This is a genomic window from Streptomyces sp. NPDC031274, assembly GCF_055570235.1.
This window is the reverse complement of sequence record NZ_JBVIHP010000008.1, coordinates 205,744-229,889: the sequence shown is the minus strand read 5'-3', so window position 1 is coordinate 229,889 and position 24,146 is coordinate 205,744. Positions and strand designations below refer to the sequence as shown.

The window sequence follows — 24,146 nt, the reverse complement described above, 5'->3', positions numbered from 1 at the left end:
GAATGGCTTCGGACCACCACCGTCGTCGCATCCCCGCAGGTCAGCCAGACCCGCCGCTGCCTACCCCGCACAGGGTCAGGCTGTCGCGCGTGGGCCGATGCAGACTGGGGGACATGGGTGAACGAGGCCGGCTCGGCGACTTCCTGTACGTACGGCGCTCCCAGCTGCGTCCCGAGGACGTCGGCCTGAAGGATTACGGCGAGCGGCGGCGCGTGACCGGCCTGCGCAGGGAGGAGCTCGCGTTGCTCGCCGGTGTCAGTGCCTCGTACTACACGAGGCTGGAGCAGGGCCAGTCGGTAGGGGCGTCCCCGGAGATCCTGGACGCCGTCGCCCGGGCCCTGGGCCTCGACGAGTCGGAGCGCGGGCATCTGCACGACCTCGCCGACGCCGGCAGAAGGCGGGCCCCGGCCCGGCGACCGCGGCCCGAGCACGTGGGGGCCACCACGCTCCACCTGCTGAGTACGCTGGAGAGCGTCCCGGCGCTGGTCAGCGGCCGTCGCGCCGACGTGCTCGCCTGGAACCGGCTCGGCCACGCGCTGTTCGCGGCGCACATGAGTCCGGACAGCCCCGAGCGGGTGGCGGAGCGCCCGAACCTCGCCAGGATGCTGTTCCTCGACCCCCACACCCGCGCGTTGTACACCGACTGGACCGGGAAGGCCAAGGCCGTCGTCGAGAATCTGCGGATGGTCGCGGGACGCTACCCCGACGACACGCTGCTCACCTCACTCATCGGCGAACTCACCGTCAAGAGTGACGAGTTCGCCGCCATGTGGACCGATCACGGGGTGCACCCCTGCGACTTCGCCAGCTACGAGATGCGTCACCCCCTCGTCGGCACCCTCACCGTGACCCAGCAGAGCCTCCATCTCCCCCAGGCGGCGGACCAGATCCTGGTGCTCGCCGTCACCGAGCCCGGCTCACCGTCGAGGGAAGCGGTGACCCTCCTCGGACAAGCCGCCACCGCCACCGGTACTGACACCGCCACCGGTTCCGCCACCGCCGTGAGTGTCTCCCGTGGCCTCGGAGGAGAGCAGACCTAGGACGGCCCGCGCCCCTGCAACGCGGTCTGCCAGCCCGGCAGTTCGGCCTCGCGCACCGGCGCCGCACGCCGCCCGCCCCGCGCGAAGAAGTCGGCGAGCGGCAGCGTGGCCGCTCCCACCGTCACCGCGTCCGGGCCGAGGCGGCCCAGGTCGATGGTGACGCGCCCCGCCGGGTAGGAGAGGGCGTACGTGGGGATGTAGCGCTTCACCGCGGTCAGGAAGCGCTGCCCGAGCTGGAGCCCGGCCCAGCCGCCGACGAGGATCCGCTCGGGCTGGAAGAGGTTGATGAGGTCGGAGAGACCGGCGCCGAGGTACTCGGCGGTTTCCTCGAGGACCACCAGGGCCGTCGGGTCGGCCGCGCCGTCGTCCTGCGGGTAGGCGGCGTTGAGCATGGCGGTGAGCGCGTGCTCCTCGTCCGTCCCCCCGGGTGGCCGCCCGCCCGCCTCCTGCCACCGTTCGAGCAGCGCCTCCGCACCCGCGTACGCCTCCAGGCACCCAAGCGACCCGCACCGGCACCGCCTGCCCTGCACCCGCACCGTGAGGTGCCCCCACTCGACGGCGCGGCCCTGTTCCACGTCCTCGGTGACGACGCACGCTCCGACACCCGAGCCGAACAGGACCACCACCGCGTTGCGCGTCCCGCGCCCGGCGCCGAACCACATCTCCGCCTGGCCGAGCGTCTTGGCTCCGTTGTCGATGAAGTACGGTACGGAGTCCGGCAGTTGGTGTGCCTCCCGACTCGAATCCCGCAGCAGTGACTCCAGCGGGACCGCGTTCCAGCCGATGGTCTGCCCGTGCACGACGGCGCCGAGTTCGCCCTGGCGCGCGACGATTCCGGGTACGCCGATCCCGACGCCGAGCAGTCCCTCGTCCGTGACGCCCGCCGCGGCGAGCACCTCGCCGATCCCGTCGCGGATGTGCTCCGCGATGCCGCCGACGTCATGGCCCTTGAGCGTCAACGGCCGTTCGGTTCGGGCGAGTTCGGAGAGGGAGAGGTCGAAGAGTTCGACGCGTACGCGGGTCTCGCCGACGTCCACCCCGATCAGCTGACCACGGCCCGGCGCGACCCGAAGCAGCGTGCGCGGGCGCCCGCCGTCGGACTCCACGCTGCCCGCCTCCTCCACCCACCCCTCCGTCACCAGCTCGGCCACGACGTTGCTGATGGAACCTGAACTCAGCCCGGTGGCGGGGCCGAGCGTGAAGCGGCTCATCGGCCCCTCGAAGTACAACCGCTGCAGTACGGCGGCGCGGTTCTCCCGCCGCAGGTCGTGCACCGTGCGCCCGTTGCGCTGCCCAGCCATGTGGTTCCTTCCGGCCTGCTCTGCCTCGAAGTTGGTTCTGTGCGACCCCTTGACGGTATCTTCCCTGCCGGTTTAACTCACGTCCTAAATTAAGTCATGAGGTCATTCAAGAGTTGAACGCAGCGCTGCCTCCAGCCGGCGCTGAGCCATCCGCCCCATGACTCCCTCCGGAAGGGACACCTGGAGCCATGCGCAGAATCCGAGCCGCCGCCGTCGGCGCCGTCACTCTCTCGCTCGCCCTCACCGCGTCCGCCTGTGGCGGAGGTTCGTCGACGGGTGGTGAGGGGTCCAACGACTCGCCGAAGACGCTGACCTACTGGGCGTCGAACCAAGGGCCCAACCTCGAGGCCGACAAGAAGATCCTGGGACCCGAACTCGCCAAGTTCGAAAAGCAGACGGGGATCAAGGTGAAGCTCGAGGTCATCCCCTGGTCGGAGCTGCTGAACCGGATTCTGACCGCGACGACGTCGGGCCAGGGCCCCGACGTCCTGAACATCGGCAACACCTGGAGCGCGTCGCTGCAGGCAAGCGGAGCCCTGCTGCCCTGGGACGAGAAGAACTTCGCCAAGATCGGCGGCAAGGACCGATTCGTGGAGGCGGCGCTCGGTTCGGCCGGGGCGCCGGACAAGGACCCGGCCGCCGTCCCGCTGTACTCCATGGCGTACGCCCTCTACTACAACAAAAAGATGTTCAAGGAGGCAGGCATAGACAAGGCGCCCGCCACCTGGGACGAGATGGTCGAGGACGGCAAGAAGATCTCGAAGGGCGGCAAGTGGGCCCTCGGTGCGGAGGGGGCGAACCTCTCCAACAACATCCACCAGGTCTTCGCCCTCGGCAAGCAGCATGGCGCCGACTTCTTCACCGAGGACGGCAAGCCCGACTTCACCTCCGACGGCGCGGTCGCGGCCGTGAAGCAGTACGTCGACATGATGGCGAAGGACAAGATCGTCGCCCCTGGCAACGCCGAGTACGCGCAGAACCAGTCCCTGAGCGACTTCTCCAAGGGCAAGACCGCGATGGTGCTGTGGCAGGCCGCCGCCACCACCTTCAAGTCGCAGGGCATGAGCGACGACGAGTGGGGCGTGGCGCCCGTGCCGGTCAAGGCCGGTGCTCCGGGCCAGGGCAAGGCCACCAACTCGATGGTCGCCGGGATCAACATGGCCGTCTTCAAGAACACCAAGAACATCGACGGCTCGTTGAAGTTCGTGAAGTTCATGACGAGCGACGCGGAGCAGAAGCTCCTCTGCAAGTCCTACGGCTCCGTGCCGCCCGTCAAGGCCGCGCAGGAGGACGCCGCCTTCGACCGCCCCGAACTGAAGGTCCTGCGCGACACCCTGGCCAAGAGTGCCGCGCCCCTGCCCCAGGTGGCCAACGAGTCGCAGTTCGAGACCGCGGTCGGCACCGCCGTGAAGAACCTCTTCGCGAACGCCGCGGACGGCCGCGAGGTCACCACCGCGTCCGTGAAGGCCGAACTGGTCAAGGCTCAGCAGCAGATGTCCAAGCAGTGAGCGACATGACCGTGAACACTGGGACTACTGGAACCACTGGAACCACGACCATCGTCGAGGGTGCGAAGGAGCCGCCCGAGACCGCCCCGGAGGCGGGGCGGCGGGGCCGGCGCCCCCGCCGCCCCGGCCGGCTCCGCCGTATCGGCCTCCCGTACCTCCTGCTGCTCCCCGCCCTCCTGCTCGAACTCCTCGTGCATCTGCTGCCGATCGTGATCGGCGCCGTGATGAGCTTCAAGGAGCTCACCCAGTTCTTCATCCGCGACTGGGGTGCCGCGCCCTGGTCGGGCCTGGACAACTACAAGGTGTCGGTGGACCTCGACGCGCCGGTGGGCGAGGCGCTGCTGCACTCGTTCTTCGTCACCTGCGCGTTCACCCTGCTCTCCGTCGGCCTCTGCTGGCTGATCGGGACGACCGCCGCGATCTATCTGCAGGAGACGTTCAAGGGACGGGGCTTCCTCAGGGCGCTCTTCCTCATCCCGTACGCGCTGCCCGTCTATGCCGCCGTGATCACCTGGGGATTCATGTTCCAGCGTGACAACGGCCTCATCAACCACGTCCTTCACGACCAGTTGGGCCTCACGGACACCGCGCCGTTCTGGCTCATCGGTGACAACAGCTTCGTGGCGCTGCTCACCGTGTCGGTGTGGAAGGGCTGGCCGTTCGCCTTCCTCATCATGATGGCCGGACTGCAGAACATCCCCAGAGAGATGTACGAGGCGGCGGCGCTCGACGGCGCCGGAATGTGGCAGCAGATCCGCCGCATCACACTGCCGTCCCTGCGCTCCGTCAACCAGGTCCTCGTGCTCGTCCTCTTCCTGTGGACGTTCAACGACTTCAACACTCCGTACGTCCTGTTCGGCAGGTCGGCGCCCGAGGCGGCGGATCTGATCTCGATCCACATCTACCAGTCCTCGTTCGCCACCTGGAACTTCGGCACCGGCTCCGCCATGTCCGTACTGCTGCTCCTGTTCCTGCTCGCGGTGACGGGCGTCTATCTGTGGGTCACGTCGCGCGAGAGGAAGTCCGTGCATGTCTAGCGTCCGCATGGCCACGCGGCCCCGCGGGTCCGCGAAACCCCGGTCGCCGATGGCGGCTCCCCGGTCCTTCCTCTGGTCGCGGCGGATCTTCCTGACGCTGCTCACGGGCTTCGTGCTGCTCCCGGTGTTCGTGATGGTGTCCAGCTCGCTCAAGCCCCTCGAGGACGTGTCGGGCAAGTTCCGCTGGATTCCGAGCGGGTTCACGATCCGGCCGTACATCGACATCTGGAAGACCGTTCCGCTGGCGAAGTACTTCATGAACTCGCTGGTCGTGGCGGGTGCGGCCACCGTCTGCTCGGTGGTGATCGCGGTCTTCGCCGCCTACGCCGTCAGCCGCTACCAGTTCCGCGGCAAGCGCGTCTTCACGGTGACGGTCCTGTCCACCCAGATGTTCCCCGGCATCCTGTTCCTGCTGCCGCTGTTCCTGATGTACGTCAACATCGGCAACGCCACGGGGATCGCCCTGTTCGGCTCGCGGGGCGGGCTCATCCTCACCTATCTGACCTTCTCGCTGCCCTTCTCGATCTGGATGCTGATCGGGTACTTCGACTCGGTGCCGCGCGATCTGGACGAGGCGGCGCTCGTCGACGGCTGCGGGCCGATCGGCGCGCTCTTCAGGGTCGTCGTTCCCGCCGCGATCCCCGGCATCGTCGCGGTCGGCGTCTACGCCTTCATGACCGCGTGGGGAGAAGTGCTCTTCGCCTCCGTCATGACGAACGACGCCACCCGCACCCTCGCCATCGGCCTGCAGGGCTACTCGACGCAGAACGACGTCTACTGGAACCAGATCATGGCCGCGTCGCTGGTCGTGAGCATCCCGGTGGTGGCGGGCTTCCTCCTGCTCCAGCGCTATCTGGTCGCCGGCCTCACCGCCGGAGCCGTCAAGTGACCCCTTCCCATCCGTCTCATCGCCATGCAACAAACCCGTCTGAGAGGACGTCTGTGTCCGAGCTCATCGACCTTGCCGCACTCCCGCACGACTTCGCGTGGGGCACGGCCACATCGGCGTACCAGATCGAGGGGGCCGTCACCCAGGACGGCCGCTCTCCTTCGATCTGGGACGCCTTCTCGCACACCCCCGGAAAGATCGACAACGGCGATCACGGTGACGTGGCCTGCGACCACTACCACCGCTGGCGCGAGGACATCGCGCTGATGAAGCAACTGGGCACCAACGCCTACCGGTTGTCCCTCGCCTGGCCGCGTGTCGTGCCCGGCGGCGACGGGCCGCCCAACGCCAAGGGCCTCGACTTCTACGACCAGCTGATCGACGGGCTGCTCGAGGCGGGCATCACGCCGTCGGTGACCCTCTACCACTGGGACCTGCCGCAGGTCCTCCAGGACCGCGGCGGCTGGCCCGAGCGCGAGAGCGCCGAGCACTTCGCCGCGTACGCCTCCATCGCCGCCGAGCGCTTCGGCGACCGCGTCACCCAGTGGGCCACGCTCAACGAACCCCTCTGCTCGGCCTGGATCGGCCACCTCGAAGGCCGGATGGCACCCGGCCTGACCGACCTGACCGCCGCCGTGCGCGCCTCGTACCACCTGCTGCTCGGGCACGGCCTCGCCACCCAGGCGATCCGCGCCGCGGCGCCCGGCGCACAGATCGGCATCGTCAACAACCTCTCCACGGTCGAGCCCGCGAGCGACCGCCCCGAGGACGTCGCCGCCGCCCGCCGTGTGGACGGCCACACCAACCGCTGGTGGCTCGACCCGGTCCACGGCCGCGGTTTTCCCGCCGACATGCGAGAGGTCTACGGCGTCGAACTCCCGGAGCGCGCAGGCGACTTGGCGACCATCGCGCAGCCGCTCGACTGGCTGGGCCTGAACTACTACTTCCCGGCCGTCGTCTCCGACGACCCCACGGGTCCCGCGCCCTACGCCCACGAGGTGCGCCGCGAGGGCGTGCCCCGCACCGGCATGGACTGGGAGATCGACGCGAACGGCATCGAGACGCTCCTGCTGCGCCTCACGCACGAGTACGGGGCGCGCAAGCTGTACGTCACCGAGAACGGCTCGGCCTACCCCGACGTCGTACGCCCCGACGGAACGATCGACGACCCGGAGCGCACCGACTACCTGGTCCGCCACCTCGCCGCCTGTGCGAGCGCGGCCCGCAAGGGAGCGCCCCTCGCCGGGTACTACGCCTGGTCGCTGCTCGACAACTTCGAGTGGGCCTACGGCTACGACAAGCGGTTCGGCCTCGTACACGTCGATTACGAGACGCAGCGCCGCACCGTCAAGGGCAGCGGCCGCCGCTACAGCGACATCATCCGCGGCCACCAGGGGCAGGTGCGCCGCGCCGCCTGACACGGCCCGACGCCGTCCGACCGCTCGGGCCTTTCGGCCCCGCGGTCAGACGGCCTTGGTCCCCGGGATCAGCGAAGAAGGTCCCGTATCCGAACCCGTCGCCCGCGGAACCACAGTCAGGACCGCGGAAACTCGGGTGAGGAGAAGGCGCTGTGACAAGGGACATCGGGGCCACCGACGAGAGGGAACGAAGGGTTCGTCCCGTTGCGTCCGGTGAGCGGCGGTCCGCCGTGCGCGCGGGAAGCCGCGCGCCGCGTGCCGTGCGGAAAGCGGGCGGCGCGCCGTGCTGGCTGAGTCTGGCCGCGCGTGACGCGAAAGCCGCCAAGGAGTTCTACGAGCGTGTCCTCGGCTGGTGCCACGTGCCGCTGCTCGGCTCGGCAGGCACCGCACGATCCCTGGCCCTGAAGGCCGGAGCGCCGGTGGGGACCATCAGTGAGGCCTCCCGCGACCTGGGTGTCCACGCGGGCTGGATGCCGCACTTCGCCGTCGACGACCTGGATCGCGCGGTGGGACGGATCCGTGACCGGGGCGCCACCGTGGCGGTCGGACCGCTGACCACAGCGGCCGGACGTGCCGCCGTGGCGGCCGGACCCCACGACGTGGTGTTCGGTCTGCGGCACCAGGCCCCAGACCGCCGCTGGACGGTGGGGGAGGGCCCTGTGGCCCGGCTCGAACTGCACACGGGGGACGTCTTCGCGGCGGCCCTGTTCTACGGCGGCGTGCTCGGCTGGACAGGCGAGTCCGGTGACAGCTGCCAGGTGGAGTACACCGGCGGGCACATCGTGGTGCGTGCCGGATCGCGCCCGGTCGCCGCGCTCAGGGAGCAGGCGGTGCCGGGCTTCGAGGGGCGGCACCGCTGGCACACGTGCTTCCGGGTGGCCGATGTCGACGCGACCGCGGAAGCGGCCGTGGTCTGCGGCGGGCGTGTCATCTCACCACCGCGGGGATCCCACACCCTGCGGGAGGCCGTGCTGGCGGACCACGAAGGGATTCCCTTCGCGATCGTGGCGGAGTGAGGCATGCCGGTCGAGAGCGTGGAGGGCGGGCAGACGATGTTCCGCCCGGCAGATTCGGCGGTGTCGGCGGATTCGGCGGTGTCGGCGGTGTCGGCGGACGCGGCGCGGCCGGCTGAGCGGTCGCGGGGGGAGGCCGTCGGGCTGCCGTGGATCGAGGAGGCCGACCAGGTCGCGCCGGTGGACGCGCGGGAACTGTCGAAGCTCTTCTTCGAGCGGCTCCAGACGCTGGAGCGAGGGTCGCCCGACCACACGTACACGCGCGACACCCTGATCGAGATGAACCTGACCCTGGTGCACTACGTCGCGGGCCGTTACCGCAATCGCGGCAACGGTCAGCTGGAGGATCTCGTCCAGGCCGGGACCATCGGCCTCATCAAGGCGATCGACCGGTTCGACGTGAGCCGAGGGTGCGAGTTCGTCTCGTTCGCCGTCCCGTGCGTCCTCGGGGAGATCAAACGCCACTTCCGTGACACCAGCTGGGCCGTGCACGTCCCGCGCAGGCTGCAGGAGCTCCGGGGTGAACTGGTCAAGTCCCAGGAGCGGCTCGCCTCCGTGCTCGGCCGTGAACCGACGGTCAAGGAGCTCGCGGCCGACCTCGCGGTGGCCGAGGAGCAGGTCCTGGAGGGGGTCGTGGCCGCCAACGGCTACGCGGCAGGCTCCCTTGACGCCCCGCAGGACCCGGGTGAGGCCGCAGACACGTACAAGAGCGGCCGCTCGCTCGCCGACGCCATGGGTGCCCCGGACCCCGCCATGGAGGTCTTCGAGCACCTCCACGCCCTGGCGCCGCTCCTGGCGGAGCTCGACGAGCGCGAGCGCCGGATCATCGAGATGCGCTTCGGCCAGGAGATGACGCAGGCCGAGATCGGCACGGCGATGGGCCTTTCGCAGGTGCACGTGTCGCGGTTGCTCTCCCGGACACTCGCTCGTCTGCGCAGAGGGATGCGGACGCGCGAATAGGAGCGGGGGCGGTGCGGCGAGGTGAGCGGGGACGGCGCGGGGGGATCGCCCTGACGCCCGTACGGGGGACCAGAACGCGCTGACCCCCGACTCTTCCCGCTGGAATGGAGAGGTGACCGCGCCCCCGGACGACTGCCTCGCGCGCAACGAGTGGATCTGCGGTGAGTATCTGAGCACCCGCCGCCAGATCATCGTCGACGCGGTCCTTCAGCATCTGGAGCTGACGGCGGTCTCCGTGCTCATCGCGCTCGTCATCGCCGTCCCGCTGGCCGTCGTCGCGCGCCGCTGGGCCCTGGCGGCCGGTCCCGTGCTCGCGCTGACCACGGTCCTCTACACGATTCCCTCGCTCGCGATGTTCTCGCTGCTGCTTCCCGTGTACGGCCTCTCCGCGTCCCTCGTCGTCGCGGGCCTCGTCCTGTACTCACTGACGCTGCTCGTCCGCAACATCCTGGCCGGCCTGCGCGCCGTCCCCGAGGACACCCGGCAGGCCGCCCGCGGCATGGGCTACGGGCCGATCCGGCTGCTGCTCACCGTCGAACTTCCGCTCGCCCTTCCCGCCGCGATGGCGGGCCTGCGCATCGCCACCGTCTCCGCGGTCTCCCTGGTCACGGTCGGCGCGATCGTCGGCTTCGGAGGGCTCGGCAACCTCATCTACGCGGGCATGAACACCTACTTCAAGGCGCAGGTACTCACCGCCTCCGTGCTGTGTGTCGTCATCGCCGTACTGGCAGATCTGCTGCTCCTGGGCGTGCAGCGGATCCTCACTCCGTGGACGAGGGCGGTCCGCTCATGAACACCATCAGCGATGCCTGGCAGTGGCTCACCGACTCGGCGCACTGGGCCGGCGACGACGGCATCTGGCACCGGCTCACCCAGCACCTCGTCCTCACCGTGGTCTGTCTGGTGCTGAGCTGTCTGATCGCCCTTCCGGTCGCACTCGTCCTTGGCCACCTCGGCAAGGGCGGGGCCCTTGCGGTCAACATCTCCAACGTCGGCCGCGCGGTCCCGACCTTCGCGGTCCTCGTCCTGCTCCTGCTCACCCCCATCGGACAGTGGGGCGAGGGGCCCACCGTCGTCGCGCTCGTCCTGTTCGCCGTGCCGCCGCTGCTCACCAACGCGTACGTCGGGATGCGCGGGGTCGACCGCAGCGTCGTACAGGCCGCTCGCGGCATGGGAATGACAGGACGGCAGATGCTGTGGCGGGTCGAGCTGCCGCTCGCGATGCCGCTGGTCCTGAGCGGGGTGCGGATCGCCGCCGTGCAGCTCGTGGCCACCGCCACGATCGCGGCGCTCGCGGGTGGCGGGGGGCTCGGCCGGATCATCACGGCCGGGTTCAACCTCGCGAGCACCCCGCAGGTGGTGGCGGGTGCCGTCCTTGTCGCCGTGTTCGCGCTGATCGTCGAGGGACTCTTCGAGATCGGCGAACGGCTCGCCCCCGGGTGGGCGCGGGGGCGAGGGCGGACCGGATGAGGCGGGACGTGGGGCCGCGTACGGCGCGGGGCGCGACGGCTGCCGCGGCCGGGATCGCTCTGCTGCTCTCCGGGTGCGCGTCGGGGCCGTCCCTGGAGACCCAGGGCGAGGTCACCGCACCGCCCGGCGACAGCCATCACCTGGTCGTCGGCTCGGCCGGGTTCACCGAGAGCGATCTGCTCGCCCAGATGTACTCCCTGCTCCTGCGGAAGGCCGGATACGGCGCGGAGATCCTCTCCGTGGCCAACCGCGAGCTGTACGAACCCGCTCTGGAGTCCGGGCAGATCGACGTCGTCCCGGAGTACGCGGCGACGTTCGCGGACTGGCTGAACGCCAAGAAGAACGGCGCGGACGCCGAGCCGGTCGGATCGCCCGACCTCGACGCCACCCTGAGCGCCCTGCGTGGCCTCGCGACGCCGCGCGGCCTCACCGTCCTCGACCCGGGCGAGGCCGTCGACCAGAACGCGTTCGCCGTCACCGCTTCCTACGCCGAGCAGCACCGCCTGAAGACACTGAGCGACCTCGGAAAATCCGGCCTGAAGGTACGCCTCGCCGCGGGTGACGAATGCGTGCAACGCCCGTACTGCGAACCCGGTCTGAAGAAGGTCTACGGCATCGACATCACCTCCGTCGACCCCAAGGGCGTGGGCACGACCCAGGCGAAGAAGGCCGTGCAGAGCGGTCAGGACCAGATGGTCCTGACCACGTCGACGGACGCCACGCTCGACGACTTCGGGCTCGTCCTCCTGAAGGACGACAAGAAGCTCCAGAACGCCGACTACATCGTCCCGGTCGTCAACCGCTCCCGCGCGGGCAGCGAGGGCGTCGCGAAGGCACTCGGCCGCCTCAACGCCGTACTGACGACGGCGGACCTGGCGTCCATGAACGAACAGGTGGACAGCTGGCGCAGGCTGCCCGAGGACGTGGCTCGGACCTACCTGGAGGACAAGGGGCTGCTGTAGCCCACGACTGGCCCACGACCGGCCCACGACCGGCCCACGACCGGCCCGCGGCCCACGACCAGCAAGGTCTACGCGTCGGCCACGGAGTCGAAAGCCACCTGATCCCGGGCCACGCCCTGCGCGTCGGCGTCCACCGAGCGGCGCAGTGCCTCGTGCAGCTTCGCCGGGGTCAGCACGCCGAGGAAGCGTGCCCCGTCGAGGACCGCGACCCAGCCCGCGTCATGCTGGAGCATCACGCCGAACGCCTGCTTGAGCGGGGCGCCGACCGGGACCCACGCCTTCATACGGTGGGCCAGATCGCGCACTCTGCCGCCCTCACCGGCGAGCGCCACCTCGTCGATGCCGACCCAGCCGTGCAGATCTCCGTCCGTGTCCAGGACGACGCCCCAGCGGGCGTCCTGCTCGCGAAGGCGGGCCGCGGCGTGCGCTGCCGACTCGTCCAGGCGCACCACCGACGGCTGCTCCAGGTCGTCCGCCTGGATCTCGGTGACCGACAGACGCTTCAGGCCTCGGTCGGCGCCCACGAACTCGGCGACGTACGGCGTCGCCGGGGTGCCGAGCACCGCCCCGGGCGTGTCGAACTGCTCGATGCGCCCCCGCCCGTACACCGCGATCCGGTCACCGAGCCTGACGGCCTCCTCGATGTCGTGCGTGACCAGGAGAACCGTCTTGCGGACCGCCGCCTGCATCCGCAGGAACTCGTCCTGCAACTGCTCGCGCACCACCGGGTCGACCGCCCCGAACGGCTCGTCCATGAGGAGTACGGGCGGATCGGCGGCCAGGGCACGTGCCACGCCTACCCGCTGGCGCTGCCCGCCGGACAGCTGTTCGGGGTAGCGGGAGCCGTACGTCTTCGGGTCGAGGCCCACCAGGTCGAGCAGCTCGGCCGCCCGAGCCCGCGCCTTCGCCTTCTTCCAGCCGACGAGCGCGGGGACGGTCGCCGTGTTGTCGAGGACCGTCCGGTGCGGGAAGAGCCCCACCTGCTGGATGACATAGCCGATACGGCGGCGGAGGCGGACCGGGTCGACGTCCGCGATGTTCTCGCCGTTCACGAAGATGCGGCCCGCGGTCGGCTCGATGAGACGGTTCACCATCATCATCGTGGTCGTCTTGCCGCACCCGGACGGTCCGACGAGCGTGACCAGTTCACCCTGGGCGACCTCGAAGGACAGCTCGTCCACGGCCATCGTGCCGTCCGGGTAGCGCTTGCTCACCTGCTCGAACCGGATCATGCACTCACGCTAACCGCGGCCTTCAGACTCCGCTCACCAGCACCACCTCCAGGGTGCGCGGGCCGTGCACGCCCTCCACCCGGTCCAGTTCGATGTCGCTGGTCGCGGACGGTCCCGAGATCCAGGTCAGTGGGCGGACGGGATCGAGCCGTTCGAGTGCCTGCGGGACGGAGGAGACGACCTGGTCAGGGACCCGCACGACACAGATGTGGTGATCGGGGACGAGCGTGATGCGCCGACGGCCCTGGTCGGGGCCGCCGTCCAGGACGATCGTGCCGGTCTCGGCCACGGCCACCGCGCAGCCGGTGACGACGCTGCTGATTTCGTCGAGATCGCCCGGGGTGCTCGTGGCGCGGTCGGCGACACGGGTCGCGTCGGCGGTCTCGAGCCAGTGCGGCGGCAGGCCGGGCGGCACGAGCACGGTCCGCGCGTCGCGTGCCGCGAGCAGACGAGTGAGCAGCTCGGGCAGCTCCTCCTCAGCGCAGCGGTGCACGAGCGCGCGGTAGTCGGCGAGGTTCTCCGCGAGCAGCTCGACGGTCTGCTCGGTCGTGCGGTCACCGTGCTCGCGCAGGTAGTCGCGGGGGACGGAGGTGTCGTAGGTGTCCTTCTGCTCCACGTCCCGTACGTCCGCGAGGGCCCGTCGGACGCGGCCCAGGATCTGGTCCCTGCTGCTCACTTCGCACCGCCCTTCTCCGCCTGGTCGCCGTTCGTACGCCGCCACCAGTCGCGGAACGGCTCCGCAGGCACCTTCGGCAGATCCCGCGTCGCGCTCCACGCCTGGCCGGGCCCGGGAAGCGTGCGCGGGTGGAAGCGCCGGGTCCCGGACGCGAGCCGCTGCCCGGCCCGCAGCGCCCCCGGACGTCCGAACGCCCAGCCCGCCGCGCGCATCGCGGCCCGCTCGGCGGCGTGCCCCTTCGCGGGCCGCAGGGTCACCTTCGTGCCGTGCCGCACCACTTCGCCGCCTTGGACCACCCGTTCCCGCAGGTGGACGAGGACTTCGGGGATGTCGATGGCGACCGGGCACACCTCGTAGCAGGCGCCGCAGAGGGAGGATGCGTAGGGGAGCGAGGCGTCGATCTCGCTCTGCGTGCCGCGGAGTTGAGGACTGAGGATCGCTCCGATAGGACCGGGGTAGACCGAGCCGTACGCGTGCCCGCCCGCTCGTTCGTACACGGGGCAGACGTTGAGGCAGGCCGAACAGCGGATGCAGCGCAGTGCCTGGCGGCCCACCTCGTCGGCGAGCGTGTCGGTGCGGCCGTTGTCGAGGAGCACCAGGTGGAAGGTGCTCGGGCCGTCCTCCTGAGTGGTGCCGGTCCACATCGACGTGTACGGGTTCATCCGCTCGGCCGTCGAGGAGCGCGGGAGCGTCTGAAGGAAGACCTCCAGGTCCCGCCAGGTCGGCACGGTCTTCTCGATGCCGACGACCGAGATCAGCGTCTCGGGGAGCGTGAGGCACATACGGCCGTTGCCCTCCGACTCGACGACCACCAGCGTGCCCGTCTCGGCGACCATGAAGTTCGCCCCGGAGACGCCGACCTTGGCGCGCAGGAACTTCTCCCGGAGGTGGAGACGGGCGGCCTCGGCGAGTTCGGCAGGGGTGTCGGTGAGTCCGTCCGGGGCGGGGCGGCCCCATTCGCTCATCTCACGCGCGAAGATCTCGCGGATCTCGCCGCGGTTGCGGTGGATGGCGGGGACGAGGATGTGCGAGGGGCGGTCCTTGCCGAGCTGCACGATGAGCTCGGCGAGGTCGGTCTCGTAGGCGTGGATGCCCTCGGCCTCCAGCGCTTCGTTGAGCCCGATCTCCTGGGTGGCCATCGACTTGACCTTGACCACCTCGGTCTCGCCGGTGTCCTTGACCAGCGCTGTCACGATGCGGTTCGCCTCGTCGGCGTCCGCCGCCCAGTGCACGGTGCCGCCCGCCGCGGTGACCGACTCCTCCAGCTGGACCAGGTGGCGGTCGAGATGGCGCAGGGTCTCGTCCTTGATCCGCTTGCCCGCCTCGCGGAGCTGTTCCCAGTCGTCAAGCTCGGCGACCGCGCGGGCCCGCTTGTCGCGGATGGTGTGCGTGGCGTGCCGCAGATTGGCGCGCAGGGTTTTGTTGCCCACGGCCTCGCGGGCCGCCACGGGGAAGGCGGGCATGCCTACGAACGTGCTGCTCATGCCGCTCATGACAGGGGCTCCTCTTCCGTGCTCGCCAGGATCTCCGCGATGTGGACCGGGCGTACGCCGCTCCTGAGGCGGGTCATCGTGCCCCCGATGTGCATCAGGCAGGAGTTGTCCGCCGCGCACAGGGTGTCGGCGCCCGTCGACTCGGCGTTGCGCACCTTGTCCGTGCCCATCGCCGACGAGACATCGGAGTTCTTCATCGCGAAGGTGCCGCCGAAACCGCAGCACTCCTCCGCGCCGGGGAGCTCGACCAGTTCAAGACCCTTGACCGCCTGAAGCAGCCGCGTGGGACGGTCGCCCAGTCCGAGACTGCGCAGCCCGTGGCAGGTCGGGTGGTACGTCACCGTGTGCGGGTAGTATGCCCCGACGTCCGTCACACCGAGGATGTCCACCAGGAACTCGGTGAGTTCGTACGTCTTGGGGACGACGGGGGCCAGCGTGGCCGCGAGGCCGTTCCCGCGTCCCTCGGAACGGGCCCGTTCTCCCATACGGGGGTACAGCTCGCGGACCATCGCGCCGCACGAGCCGGAGGGCGTCACGATCGCGTCGTACTCGTCCGAACCGAAAACATCGGAGAAGTGGCGGGCGAGCGGCTCTGCCTGGTGACGGTAACCCGTGTTGTAGTGCGCCTGCCCGCAGCAGGTCTGCGCCATCGGGAAGTCGACGTGAACTCCCAGTCTGGTCAGCAGTTTCACCACAGCTCGTCCTGTGTCCGGATAGAGCGTGTCGTTGACACAGGTCAGGAACAGGGCGACTCGCATCGCGGGTTCCTCCTCGTCGGTCATCGGATGGATGCAGCGTATGCGCTACGCGCGCTTCGCGGGAGTCATGATGCCGGGACGCGTCGGGCGGCCTCGTCCCATGCCGCGCGGCGCGCCGGGTCGCCGGTCGGTTCGTAGCGAGTCAGCTGCTGGGTGCGGGCCAGCAGGGCGCGCATCTCATGGCGGTCGCGCAGGAGGCCGTGCGCTCTCGCCTGTACGAGTACGTTGCCGAGCGCGGCCGCCTCTGCCGGGCCCGCGACGACGGGCAGCCCGCAGGCGTCCGCGGTCAGTTGGCACAGGAGGGCGTTGCGGGCACCGCCGCCGACTATGTGGACGACGTCCACGGCCCGGTCCGCGAGGCGTTGGGCGTCCTCGATGGCGCGGCGGTGGGCAAGGGCCAGGGAGTCGAGGATGCAGCGCGTCGTCTCGGCGGGGGTGCCGGGGGCGGGCTGGCCCGTGGCCCGGCAGGCCTGGGCGATGCGGTGCGGCATGTTGCCGGGGGAGAGGAAGGCGGGGTCGGCCGCGTCGACGAGTGAGCGGAGGGCGGGGGCGGGGGCGGCGTCGTGGAGGAGGGTTTGCAGGTCGGGGGCACCGGTAGTGGTGGAGTTGCCGGTGCCGGTGGCCCAGGTGCGCAGGCACTCCTGGAGCAGCCACAGGCCCATGATGTTGCGCAGGTAGCGGACCGTGCCGTCGATGCCGAGCTCGTTGGTGAAGTTGGCTTCGCGGCTCTCCTCCGTGCGAAGGGGGGCGGTCAGTTCCAGGCCCGCGAGCGACCATGTGCCGGTGCAGATGTAGGCGAAGTTCTCGGTGGTGGCGGGGACGGCGGCTACCGCTGACGCGGTGTCGTGGGAGGCGACCGTGGTGATGGGGGTGGGAGTGTTCAGGCCGGTGTCGTGCAGTACCCGCGGAAGCAGGTGGCCCGCGGGGTCGCCCGGGTGTCGCAGGGGCGGGAACAGCCCGAGGTCGATGCCGAGACGCGTCGCCACCTCCTGAGACCAGTCTCCTGTGCCGGGGTCCATGAGCTGCGTGGTGGAGGCGTTGGTCAGCTCTGTGCCGAGTTCGCCCGTCAGCCAGTACGTCAGCAGATCCGGGATGAGCAGCAGGTGCTGCGCGGCGGCCAGTTGGGCCGATCCCTGAGCGGCCATGAGTTGGTACAGGGTGTTGAAGGGGGCGTGCTGGATGCCCGTTGCGGCGTAGAGCTCGGTGGCCGGGACGGTCGTCCATGCCTTGGCCGCGATGCCCTCGGTGCGAGGGTCCCGGTAGTGCACCGGATTGCCGAGGAGCGCGCCGTCGGCGTCCAGCAGGCCGTAGTCGACTGCCCAGCCGTCCATGCCGATGGAGGTGAGGGGGGCGGCAGAGCCTGCGGCGCGGAGGCCGTCGAGAATTCCGGCGTACAGGGAGAGGACGTCCCAGTGCAGGGTGCCGGCGGCGCGGACCGGGCGGTTGGGGAAGCGGTGTGCCTCTTGGAGGTCGAGGGTGTCGGGGCCTGCCCGGGCCACCATGACGCGTCCGCTGGACGCGCCCAGGTCGATCGCGGCGAAGCGGTGGGGTGAGCGAGGGCCGGCTTTGGCGTTGGGGCTGACGATGGGCATCGGGGCTCGCAAGGGTTCAAGGTCGAGGTCGAGGGTGGGTGAGGGTGAGGGTGCGGGTGCGGCTGCGGGCCGGTGTCCTCTCGGCCGACTCGGGAGCGTCCCTCCGGCCGGGTGTGCTGCGCCGACCGGAGGGGGCTGTGGCTACCTGAGGAACGCTGCCGCGACGCCCGCGTCCACCGGTATGTGCAGGCCTGTCGTGTGAGTGAGGTCGCCCGCCGTCAGGGCGAAGACCGCGTTGGCCACGTGCCCGGGGAGCACCTCGCGCTTGAGGAGGGTTCGTTGGGCGTAGAAGGCGCCCAGGTTCTCCTCCTCGATCCCGTACGTTGCCGCGCGCTGCGCGCCCCAGCCGCCCGCGAAGATCCCCGAGCCGCGGACCACGCCGTCCGGGTTGATGCCGTTGACACGTATGCCGAACTCGCCCAACTCGGCTGCCAGGAGGCGGACCTGGTGGGCCTGGTCGGCCTTGGTGGCGGAGTACGCGATGTTGTTCGGGCCCGCGAACACCGCGTTCTTGGACGTGATGTAGATGATGTCGCCGCCCAGGGCCTGATCCCGCATGATGCGGGCCGCCTCGCGGGAGACGAGGAAGGAGCCGCGGGCCATGATGTCGTGCTGCAGGTCCCAGTCACGGGCCGTGGTGTCGAGCAGCGGCTTGGAGATGGAGATGCCCGCGTTGTTCACCACCAGGTCCACTCCGCCGAAAGCCAGGGCTGTGGCGTTGAAGGCGGCAGTGATCTGGTCTTCGGACGTGACGTCCATGGAGACGGCGATGGCCTTGTCGGGGCCGCCCAACTCCTCCGCCACGGTCTCGGCGTTCTCCGTGTTGAGGTCCGCCACCGCGACGCAGGCACCCTCCGCGACCAAGCGGTGCGCGATCGCCTTGCCGATGCCGCTGCCCGCGCCGGTCACCAGGGCCACCCGGGTGGCCAGCGGTTTGGGCTTGGGCAGGCGCTGGAGCTTTGCCTCCTCCAGCGGCCAGTACTCGATGCGGAACTTCTCCGACTCGTCGATCGGGGCGTACGTGGAGACGGCTTCGGCGCCGTGCATGACGTTGATGGCGTTCACATAGAACTCGCCCGCCACGCGCGCTGTCTGCTTGTCCTTGCCGAAGGAGAACATCCCCACGCCAGGAACGAGGACGATCGCCGGGTCGGCACCGCGCATCGCGGGAGAGGCAGGATCGGCGTGGCGGGTGTAGTAGGCCGCGTACTCCTCTCGGTACGCGGTGTGCAACTCCTTGAGGCGGGTGATGGCCTCCGAGAGCGGGGCGGTGGGCGGGAGGTCCAGGACCAGCGGCCTGACCTTCGTACGGAGGAAGTGGTCCGGGCAGGAGGTGCCCAGGGCTGCCAGGCGCGGGTGTTCGGTGGAGGCCAGGAAGTCGAGGACGGTGTCCGTGTCGGTGAAGTGGCCGATCTGGGCGCGGTCCCGCGAGGCCAGCGAGCGGATGTGCGGGGCCAGTTCGGCCGCGCGCCGGTGGCGTTCGGCGGTGGGGAGAGGGGCGTAGTCGTCCAGGGGGTCGCCGAAGGGGGTGGCTTTGCCGCGTTCCGCGAGGAACGCCTCCGCCGTGCGGATGATGTGCAGAGAGTTGCGCTCGCACTCGTCCGCTGTGGCGCCCCACGCCGTGATGCCGTGACCGCCCAGGACGCAGCCGATGGCATCGGGGTTCGCCGCCTGCACTGCGGCGATGTCCAGGCCCAGTTGGAAGCCGGGGCGGCGCCAGGGCACCCAGGCCACCGTGGCGCCGAAGCACTCGGCCGTCAGCTTCTCGCCGTCCGCGGCGCACGCCAGGGCGATGCCCGAGTCGGGGTGGAGGTGGTCCACGTGCGGTGCGTCCACCAGGGCGTGCATCGCCGTGTCGATGGAAGGGGCCGCGCCGCCCTTGCCGTGCAGGCAGTAGTCGAAGGCGGCGACCATCTCGTCCTCACGGTCCGCGCCCCCGTACACCTCCTTGAGTGCGTGGAGGCGGTCGAGGCGCAGGACCGCGAGGCCCTCCTCGGTAAGGGTGCCCAGGTCGCCGCCCGAGCCCTTGACCCACATCAGGTCCGTGTCCGCGCCGGTGACCGGGTCGGGGGCCGTGCCCTTCGCCGAGGCGTTGCCGCCCGCGTAGTTCGTGTTGCGCGGGTCGGCGCCCAAGCGGTGTGCGCGCTCCAGGAGTTCCTTGATCCGTGCGTGCTGTGTCATGTCGCTCATGCCCCCCATCCGGCCTGCTCGCCGCCCACGCGGTCCTTGACGATCTGCTCCTGCCAGCCTGACCGCTGATAGGCCCTCATGGGATCCGGGTCGATCCCCGAGTCCTCCCTGACTTCTGCCAGTAGGGGACGTACGTCCGTGTTGAAGGCATCCATCAGGGCGGCGTTGGCGGCGAGGACGTCGCCGGTCCGCTGGGCCTCGGCCAGCGCGTCGGCGTCGACAAGGAGTGCCTTCGCCGTGGCCTCCTGCACGTTCATCACCGAGCGGATGATCGCCGGGATCTTCGCCTCGATGTTGTGGCACTGGTCGAGCATGAACGCGATGTCGGAGTCCAAGCCGCCGCCGCGGATGACCTCGTACATGATCCGGAACAGCTGGAAGGGGTCGGCGGCGCCCGCCATCAGGTCGTCGTCCGCGTAGAAGCGCGAGTTGAAGTCGAAGGCGCCGAGACGGCCCTCGCGCAGCAGCGTGGCGACGATGAACTCGATGTTGGTGCCGGGCGCGTGGTGGCCGGTGTCGACGACGACCTGTGCCTTGGGCCCGAGCTTCAGGCAGTGCGCGTACGCCGTGCCCCAGTCCGGGATGTCCGTCGCGTAGAAGGCCGGCTCGAAGAGCTTGTACTCGATGAGCATGCGCTGGTCGTCGCCGAGGCGTTCGTAGGTGGCCCGCAGGGCTTCGGACAGGCGGTCCTGGCGGCTGCGGATGTCGTCCTGGCCGGGATAGTTGATGCCGTCGGAGAACCAGAGCTTCAGGTCGCGTGAACCCGTCGCGTCCATGACGTCCACGCACTCCAGGAGATGGCCGAGTGCCTTGCGCCGGATCGCCGGGTCCGGGTTGGTGACCGAGCCGAGCTTGTAGTCGTCGTCCTGGAAGACATTGGTGTTGATCGCTCCGAGCCGCACACCTTGCCCGGTGGCGTACTCCGCGAGGGCCGCGTAGTCGTCGACCTTGTCCCAGGGGATGTGCAGAGCCACCCGGGGAGCCACGCCCGTGTGTGCGTGCACCCGGGCGGCGTCATCGATCTTCTCCCGGGTCGTGCGGGGGACACCTGGCTGCGCGAAGACCTTGAAGCGCGTACCGGAGTTGCCGTACGCCCAGGACGGGGTCTCCAGGGCCTGGGTGGTGAGTGCCGCTTTCACGGCGTCCTTGCTGGTTCCGGCGGTCATCGCGCAGCCTTCCGAAAGAGCGGTCGAGGTGGGTCAGTTGGAGAAGCGGTGGGTGCCGGAGGCGGCGGCGAAGACGGCGCAGCCGTCCTCCATCCGCAGGAACTCCGCCGCGTCGTGCTTCACTTGCGTGCGTTCGTCGGCGGGGATCCACACCTCCGCGGTGGTGTTGGCGGGCAGGGTGAGAGTGAGACGGAATCCGTCGGAGTCCGTCTTCCAGTGGGTGGTGACGGGGCCGTAAAGCGCGTCGAAGCTGCTCGTCGCCTCGGTCACGCCGCCGCCGGGGCGCGGGCGGACGAGGATCTTGCGGAAGCCCGGGTCGGCCGGTGCGATGCCCGCGATGTTCGCGTACATCCACTCACCCACCGAGCCGTACGCGTAGTGGTTGAAGGAGTTCATGCCGGCGTCCTGGAAGCTGCCGTCCGGCTTGATGGAGTCCCAGCGCTCCCACATCGTCGTGGCGCCCTTGTCGATCTGGTAACCCCAGCTGGGGAAGGACCTCTGGACGAGGAGGCGATAGGCCACGTCCGTGTGGCCGGTGGCGGTGAGGACGGGCAGCAGGCGCGGGGTGCCCAGGAAGCCCGTCGACAGGTGCCATTCCTTGGACTTGATGAGCTCCACCAGGCGGGTGGCCGCCGGTGCGCGGTCGCCGTCCTTGAGCAGGTCCATGGACAGAGCCAGGACGTACGCGGTCTGCGTGTCGCCCTTCACCCGGCCGCCGCCGCTCACGTACGCCGCACGGAAGGCGTCCCGGACACTGCCGAAGAGCTTCTTGTACGGGGCAGGGTCCTTGCCAAGGGCTTCGGCGGTCCGCGCGACCAGATCGGCGCTGTGCGCGAAGTAGGCCGTGCCGATGACGTCCTTGGGGGTCTCGTCCTGGATGTTGAGCCAGTCCCCGTAGCCCTCGGCGGGGCGCAGGTATCCGCTGCTGTGCTTCTCCAGGTACTCCAGCCACTTCAGCATCGACGACCAGGACTGCTCCAGGACGCGCTTGTCCCCGTAGGCCTGGTACAGCGCCCAGGGGACGGTCACTCCGGCGTCGCCCCAGCCGGCCACGCCCTTGCCCACCGTGCCGACGAACGGGGCCACGTCGGGGAAGGCACCGTCGTCGGGCTGCCCGTCGCGCAGGTCGTCGAGCCACTTGGTGAGGAAGCGCGCCGATTCCATCGTGTAGGCGGCGGTCGGCGCGAAGACGTTGATGTCGCCGGTCCAGCCGAGCCGCTCGTCGCGTGCGGGGGTGTCGGTGGGGATGGAGAGGAAGTTGCCGCGCTGCCCCCATGTGATGTTGCTGTGCAGCTGGTTGAGCATGGGGACGTTCGTCTTGAAGTCCATGGTGAACGGCGCCGACGTGTGGATCACGCGGCCCACCACCGCGTCAAGCGGTGGCTTGCCCGGGTAGCCCGTCACCTCGACGTAGCGGAAGCCGTGGAAGGTGAACCGCGGCTCGTACGTCTCCTTGCCGCCGCCCTTGAGCGTGTAGGTGTCCGTGGCGCGCGCGGTCCGCAGATTGGTGGTGTAGGGCGTGCCGTCGGGGTTGAGGACCTCCGCGTGGCGGAGCTGGACCTTCGTGCCGGCCTTACCGGAGACGTTGAGGCGGACCGCGCCGACCATGTTCTGACCGAGGTCGAAGACGAACACACCGGGCTTCGGCTCACTCACCTTCCGGGCCGATATCTCGCTCTCCACGCGCGCGTGCCCGTCGATCTGGGCCACGACGGCGGCCTTGACCGTGTCGATGGCGTCCGCCGCGATCCACTCCGAGTCGTCGAACCCGGCGCGCGTCCAGCCCGCGGTCTCCAGACGGGCGTCGTAGTCCTCGCCCGACAGCAGGTCGGCGGCGGTCACCGGACCGGTGGCGGTGCGCCATCGGGTGCCGGAGAGCACACGGTCGGTCGAGCCGTCGGTGTACGTGACCTCCAGCTGGCCGAGGAACGCCGGTCGATCGCCGTACTGGTGCGGACCGAACATGCCGACGTTCCCCGCGTACCAACCGACCGCGACCGTCACGCCGAGCGCGTTGGCGCCGGACTTGAGTTGCTTGGTCACGTCGTACGTCTGGTACTGGACCCGCTTGTCGTAGTCGGTCCAGCCCGGCGCCAGACGGTCGTCGCCGACACGCTCGCCGTTGAGCCACGCGTCGTAGAGGCCGAGAGCCGTGGAGTACAGCCGGGCCCGCGCGACCTTCTTGCCCGCCCGCAGACGGAACTCGTGGCGCAGTTGGGCGGCGGGACAGTGGTTTGGAGCGACCTTGCCCCAGGGGCCCGAACCCCACGGGGCGAGGGTCTTCGACGCGGCCCAGGAGCCGTCGTCGTACCCCGTCGATTGCCAGTCGCCCGACGGCTCCTTGTCGGTCGTCTTCCACGTGCCGTCGGTGGTGAGGGTGCGTACGCCGTCGGCGGTCGTCAGTTCGAGCACGCCGAGCAGACCGGCGGGCCCTGTCGTGGCATTGGTGGCCGAGACGGCGACGACCGCGGCGCCGGGGCGCAGCCGGTCGGTCACGTTGACGACCACGGGGCGGCGCCAGTTGTCGGCGGCGCTGTCCGCTTCGCTGTGGGCCACCCGCGCGCCGTTCACGTACGCGGTGTAGCCGTCGTCGGCCGTCATGACCAGCCGTGCGCGAGTGACCCCTTCGGGGACATCGACGCGGCCGCGGAACCAACGGGTGGCCGCAGGGGCGCTGGTCGCGGGGTCTCCCTCGGGGAACCAGATCCACGAGGCGTCGTCCAGGGCGGGCGCGCCCACCAGGGAGGCGGGTGCGCCGATCCACTGTGCCGACCAGTCCTTCGCCGCGGAGAGCCCGGTCTCCCACCAGGAGGGCTCACTCCACGCTGAGGCCTTGCCCGAGGCGTCCCAGACCCGGACCGACCAGTAGTAGCGCGTACGGGACTTGAGGCCGGGGCCCGCGTACGGGACCAGGGCGGAGTCGCTGGACGCGACCTTGCCGCTGTCCCAGACGTCGGGCTCGGTGAGGCGGCCCGGGGCGGTGGCAACGCGCACTTGGTAGGCCGACTGCTCCTGGCCGTCCTTGTCGGACGTCAGGGGCCAACTCAGCCTGGGGCGCGGCACGTCGAGGCCGAGCGGGTTTCTCACGTACTCGACGGTCGGTCTGGTCACACGTAGGGAGCGCCCTCCGGCGGAGGGGGCGGCCCCGGCGGCCTGTGCGGGGGAAACGGCTCCGGCGGCCATGGCAGTGCCCAGGGCGGCCGTGGCGGTGGTGCTGAGCAGTCGTCTTCTGCTGATCACAACTCGACTCCGTAACGACTCGACGATGAATCGTTTCACGAGAGGCGAAGCTAGGGAGATCGCCGACTCCTGTCAAGGGGACTTGAGTGCTTCACCCTTGGTGCACGGAGTGACAACAGGATTCTCAAGTCACGACCATTGACGCCGGAGTTGGTGCGGGTTTAGCTTCCCTGAAAATTGATTGAAACCTTTCACGCCACG

General features: G+C 69.9%; 19 protein-coding genes. 10 read left to right on the top strand and 9 right to left on the bottom strand.

Going from position 1 to position 24,146, the window contains the following annotated elements; all coding sequences use genetic code 11:
- Positions 1-113: 113 nt before the first annotated feature.
- On the top strand, positions 114-1,040 hold the full coding sequence (locus ACZ5CR_RS15770; RefSeq protein WP_468857680.1) for a helix-turn-helix transcriptional regulator: 927 nt from the start codon (positions 114-116) through the stop codon (positions 1,038-1,040).
- On the opposite strand, the gene ACZ5CR_RS15765 is transcribed toward ACZ5CR_RS15770, so the two are convergent.
- Entirely contained in the window at positions 1,037-2,341 is a 1,305-nt protein-coding gene (locus ACZ5CR_RS15765) for an ROK family transcriptional regulator (protein WP_468857679.1), read from the bottom strand. The genes ACZ5CR_RS15770 and ACZ5CR_RS15765 overlap by 4 nt on opposite strands.
- A gap of 188 nt (positions 2,342-2,529) precedes the next feature.
- Between ACZ5CR_RS15765 and ACZ5CR_RS15760 the strand changes: the two genes are divergently transcribed.
- The 9 genes from ACZ5CR_RS15760 to ACZ5CR_RS15720 all read left to right on the top strand — a co-directional run bounded on the left by ACZ5CR_RS15760 (position 2,530) and on the right by ACZ5CR_RS15720 (position 11,598).
- Complete coding sequence (locus ACZ5CR_RS15760; protein ID WP_468857677.1) at positions 2,530-3,849, top strand: ABC transporter substrate-binding protein; 1,320 nt, start codon at positions 2,530-2,532, stop codon at positions 3,847-3,849.
- A 5-nt stretch (positions 3,850-3,854) separates the two neighbouring features.
- Positions 3,855-4,886, top strand: a complete 1,032-nt coding sequence (locus ACZ5CR_RS15755; RefSeq protein WP_468857676.1) for a carbohydrate ABC transporter permease — start codon at positions 3,855-3,857, stop codon at positions 4,884-4,886.
- Positions 4,879-5,775, top strand: coding sequence for a carbohydrate ABC transporter permease (locus tag ACZ5CR_RS15750; RefSeq protein ID WP_468857675.1), 897 nt, complete (start codon positions 4,879-4,881; stop codon positions 5,773-5,775). Before ACZ5CR_RS15755 ends, ACZ5CR_RS15750 begins: the two co-directional genes overlap by 8 nt.
- 53 nt (positions 5,776-5,828) lie before the next feature.
- Entirely contained in the window at positions 5,829-7,193 is a 1,365-nt protein-coding gene (locus ACZ5CR_RS15745) for a GH1 family beta-glucosidase (protein ID WP_468857673.1), read from the top strand.
- 152 nt (positions 7,194-7,345) lie between these two features.
- Entirely contained in the window at positions 7,346-8,209 is an 864-nt protein-coding gene (locus ACZ5CR_RS15740) for a VOC family protein (protein WP_468857671.1), read from the top strand.
- Positions 8,210-8,245: 36 nt separating this feature from the next.
- Complete coding sequence (locus ACZ5CR_RS15735) at positions 8,246-9,166, top strand: SigB/SigF/SigG family RNA polymerase sigma factor (protein ID WP_468857814.1); 921 nt, start codon at positions 8,246-8,248, stop codon at positions 9,164-9,166.
- Positions 9,167-9,278: 112 nt separating this feature from the next.
- A complete protein-coding gene (locus ACZ5CR_RS15730; RefSeq protein WP_249591883.1) occupies positions 9,279-9,959 on the top strand; it encodes an ABC transporter permease in 681 nt (226 codons plus the stop codon).
- A complete protein-coding gene (locus tag ACZ5CR_RS15725) occupies positions 9,956-10,636 on the top strand; it encodes an ABC transporter permease (protein WP_389913791.1) in 681 nt (226 codons plus the stop codon). The genes ACZ5CR_RS15730 and ACZ5CR_RS15725 overlap by 4 nt, the downstream gene beginning before the upstream one ends.
- The gene (locus ACZ5CR_RS15720; protein ID WP_468857669.1) at positions 10,633-11,598 is read left to right on the top strand and encodes an ABC transporter substrate-binding protein; all 966 of its coding nucleotides are present in this window, start codon (positions 10,633-10,635) and stop codon (positions 11,596-11,598) included. Before ACZ5CR_RS15725 ends, ACZ5CR_RS15720 begins: the two co-directional genes overlap by 4 nt.
- Before the next feature lie 68 nt (positions 11,599-11,666).
- On the opposite strand, the gene ACZ5CR_RS15715 is transcribed toward ACZ5CR_RS15720, so the two are convergent.
- The 8 genes from ACZ5CR_RS15715 to ACZ5CR_RS15680 form a co-directional block, all read right to left on the bottom strand.
- Positions 11,667-12,830: an ABC transporter ATP-binding protein gene (locus ACZ5CR_RS15715; RefSeq protein ID WP_468857667.1), complete on the bottom strand. Its 1,164-nt coding sequence runs from the start codon at positions 12,828-12,830 to the stop codon at positions 11,667-11,669.
- A gap of 22 nt (positions 12,831-12,852) precedes the next feature.
- On the bottom strand, positions 12,853-13,506 hold the full coding sequence (locus tag ACZ5CR_RS15710; protein WP_468857666.1) for a LutC/YkgG family protein: 654 nt from the start codon (positions 13,504-13,506) through the stop codon (positions 12,853-12,855).
- Entirely contained in the window at positions 13,503-14,990 is a 1,488-nt protein-coding gene (locus ACZ5CR_RS15705; RefSeq protein ID WP_468857812.1) for a lactate utilization protein B, read from the bottom strand. The genes ACZ5CR_RS15710 and ACZ5CR_RS15705 overlap by 4 nt, the downstream gene beginning before the upstream one ends.
- A gap of 5 nt (positions 14,991-14,995) precedes the next feature.
- Positions 14,996-15,757, bottom strand: coding sequence for a (Fe-S)-binding protein (locus ACZ5CR_RS15700; RefSeq protein ID WP_468857811.1), 762 nt, complete (start codon positions 15,755-15,757; stop codon positions 14,996-14,998).
- A gap of 65 nt (positions 15,758-15,822) precedes the next feature.
- Positions 15,823-17,349, bottom strand: a complete 1,527-nt coding sequence (locus ACZ5CR_RS15695; protein ID WP_468857665.1) for a rhamnulokinase — start codon at positions 17,347-17,349, stop codon at positions 15,823-15,825.
- Positions 17,350-17,490: 141 nt separating this feature from the next.
- On the bottom strand, positions 17,491-19,530 hold the full coding sequence (locus ACZ5CR_RS15690; protein WP_468857809.1) for a bifunctional aldolase/short-chain dehydrogenase: 2,040 nt from the start codon (positions 19,528-19,530) through the stop codon (positions 17,491-17,493).
- A 5-nt stretch (positions 19,531-19,535) separates the two neighbouring features.
- Positions 19,536-20,705: an L-rhamnose isomerase gene (rhaI, locus tag ACZ5CR_RS15685; RefSeq protein ID WP_468857664.1), complete on the bottom strand. Its 1,170-nt coding sequence runs from the start codon at positions 20,703-20,705 to the stop codon at positions 19,536-19,538.
- Between the two features lie 33 nt (positions 20,706-20,738).
- Positions 20,739-23,945 carry an alpha-L-rhamnosidase gene (locus ACZ5CR_RS15680; RefSeq protein ID WP_468857663.1) on the bottom strand — a complete coding sequence of 1,069 codons (3,207 nt, stop codon included), beginning with the start codon at positions 23,943-23,945 and terminating at the stop codon, positions 20,739-20,741.
- Between the last annotated feature and the right edge of the window lie 201 nt (positions 23,946-24,146).

What these genes read in the sequence shown, in the direction of transcription:
- ACZ5CR_RS15725 (WP_389913791.1), top strand. Translation starts at nt 9,956, where the DNA reads ATGAACACCATCAGCGATGCCTGGCAGTGGCTCACCGACTCGGCGCAC.
- ACZ5CR_RS15750 (WP_468857675.1), top strand. Translation starts at nt 4,879, where the DNA reads ATGTCTAGCGTCCGCATGGCCACGCGGCCCCGCGGGTCCGCGAAACCC.
- ACZ5CR_RS15755 (WP_468857676.1), top strand. Translation starts at nt 3,855, where the DNA reads ATGACCGTGAACACTGGGACTACTGGAACCACTGGAACCACGACCATC.
- ACZ5CR_RS15690 (WP_468857809.1), bottom strand. Translation starts at nt 19,530, where the DNA reads ATGACACAGCACGCACGGATCAAGGAACTCCTGGAGCGCGCACACCGC.
- ACZ5CR_RS15720 (WP_468857669.1), top strand. Translation starts at nt 10,633, where the DNA reads ATGAGGCGGGACGTGGGGCCGCGTACGGCGCGGGGCGCGACGGCTGCC.
- ACZ5CR_RS15760 (WP_468857677.1), top strand. Translation starts at nt 2,530, where the DNA reads ATGCGCAGAATCCGAGCCGCCGCCGTCGGCGCCGTCACTCTCTCGCTC.
- ACZ5CR_RS15715 (WP_468857667.1), bottom strand. Translation starts at nt 12,830, where the DNA reads ATGATCCGGTTCGAGCAGGTGAGCAAGCGCTACCCGGACGGCACGATG.
- ACZ5CR_RS15770 (WP_468857680.1), top strand. Translation starts at nt 114, where the DNA reads ATGGGTGAACGAGGCCGGCTCGGCGACTTCCTGTACGTACGGCGCTCC.
- ACZ5CR_RS15695 (WP_468857665.1), bottom strand. Translation starts at nt 17,349, where the DNA reads ATGCCCATCGTCAGCCCCAACGCCAAAGCCGGCCCTCGCTCACCCCAC.
- ACZ5CR_RS15705 (WP_468857812.1), bottom strand. Translation starts at nt 14,990, where the DNA reads ATGAGCAGCACGTTCGTAGGCATGCCCGCCTTCCCCGTGGCGGCCCGC.
- ACZ5CR_RS15700 (WP_468857811.1), bottom strand. Translation starts at nt 15,757, where the DNA reads ATGCGAGTCGCCCTGTTCCTGACCTGTGTCAACGACACGCTCTATCCG.
- ACZ5CR_RS15765 (WP_468857679.1), bottom strand. Translation starts at nt 2,341, where the DNA reads ATGGCTGGGCAGCGCAACGGGCGCACGGTGCACGACCTGCGGCGGGAG.
- rhaI (WP_468857664.1), bottom strand. Translation starts at nt 20,705, where the DNA reads ATGACCGCCGGAACCAGCAAGGACGCCGTGAAAGCGGCACTCACCACC.
- ACZ5CR_RS15735 (WP_468857814.1), top strand. Translation starts at nt 8,246, where the DNA reads ATGTTCCGCCCGGCAGATTCGGCGGTGTCGGCGGATTCGGCGGTGTCG.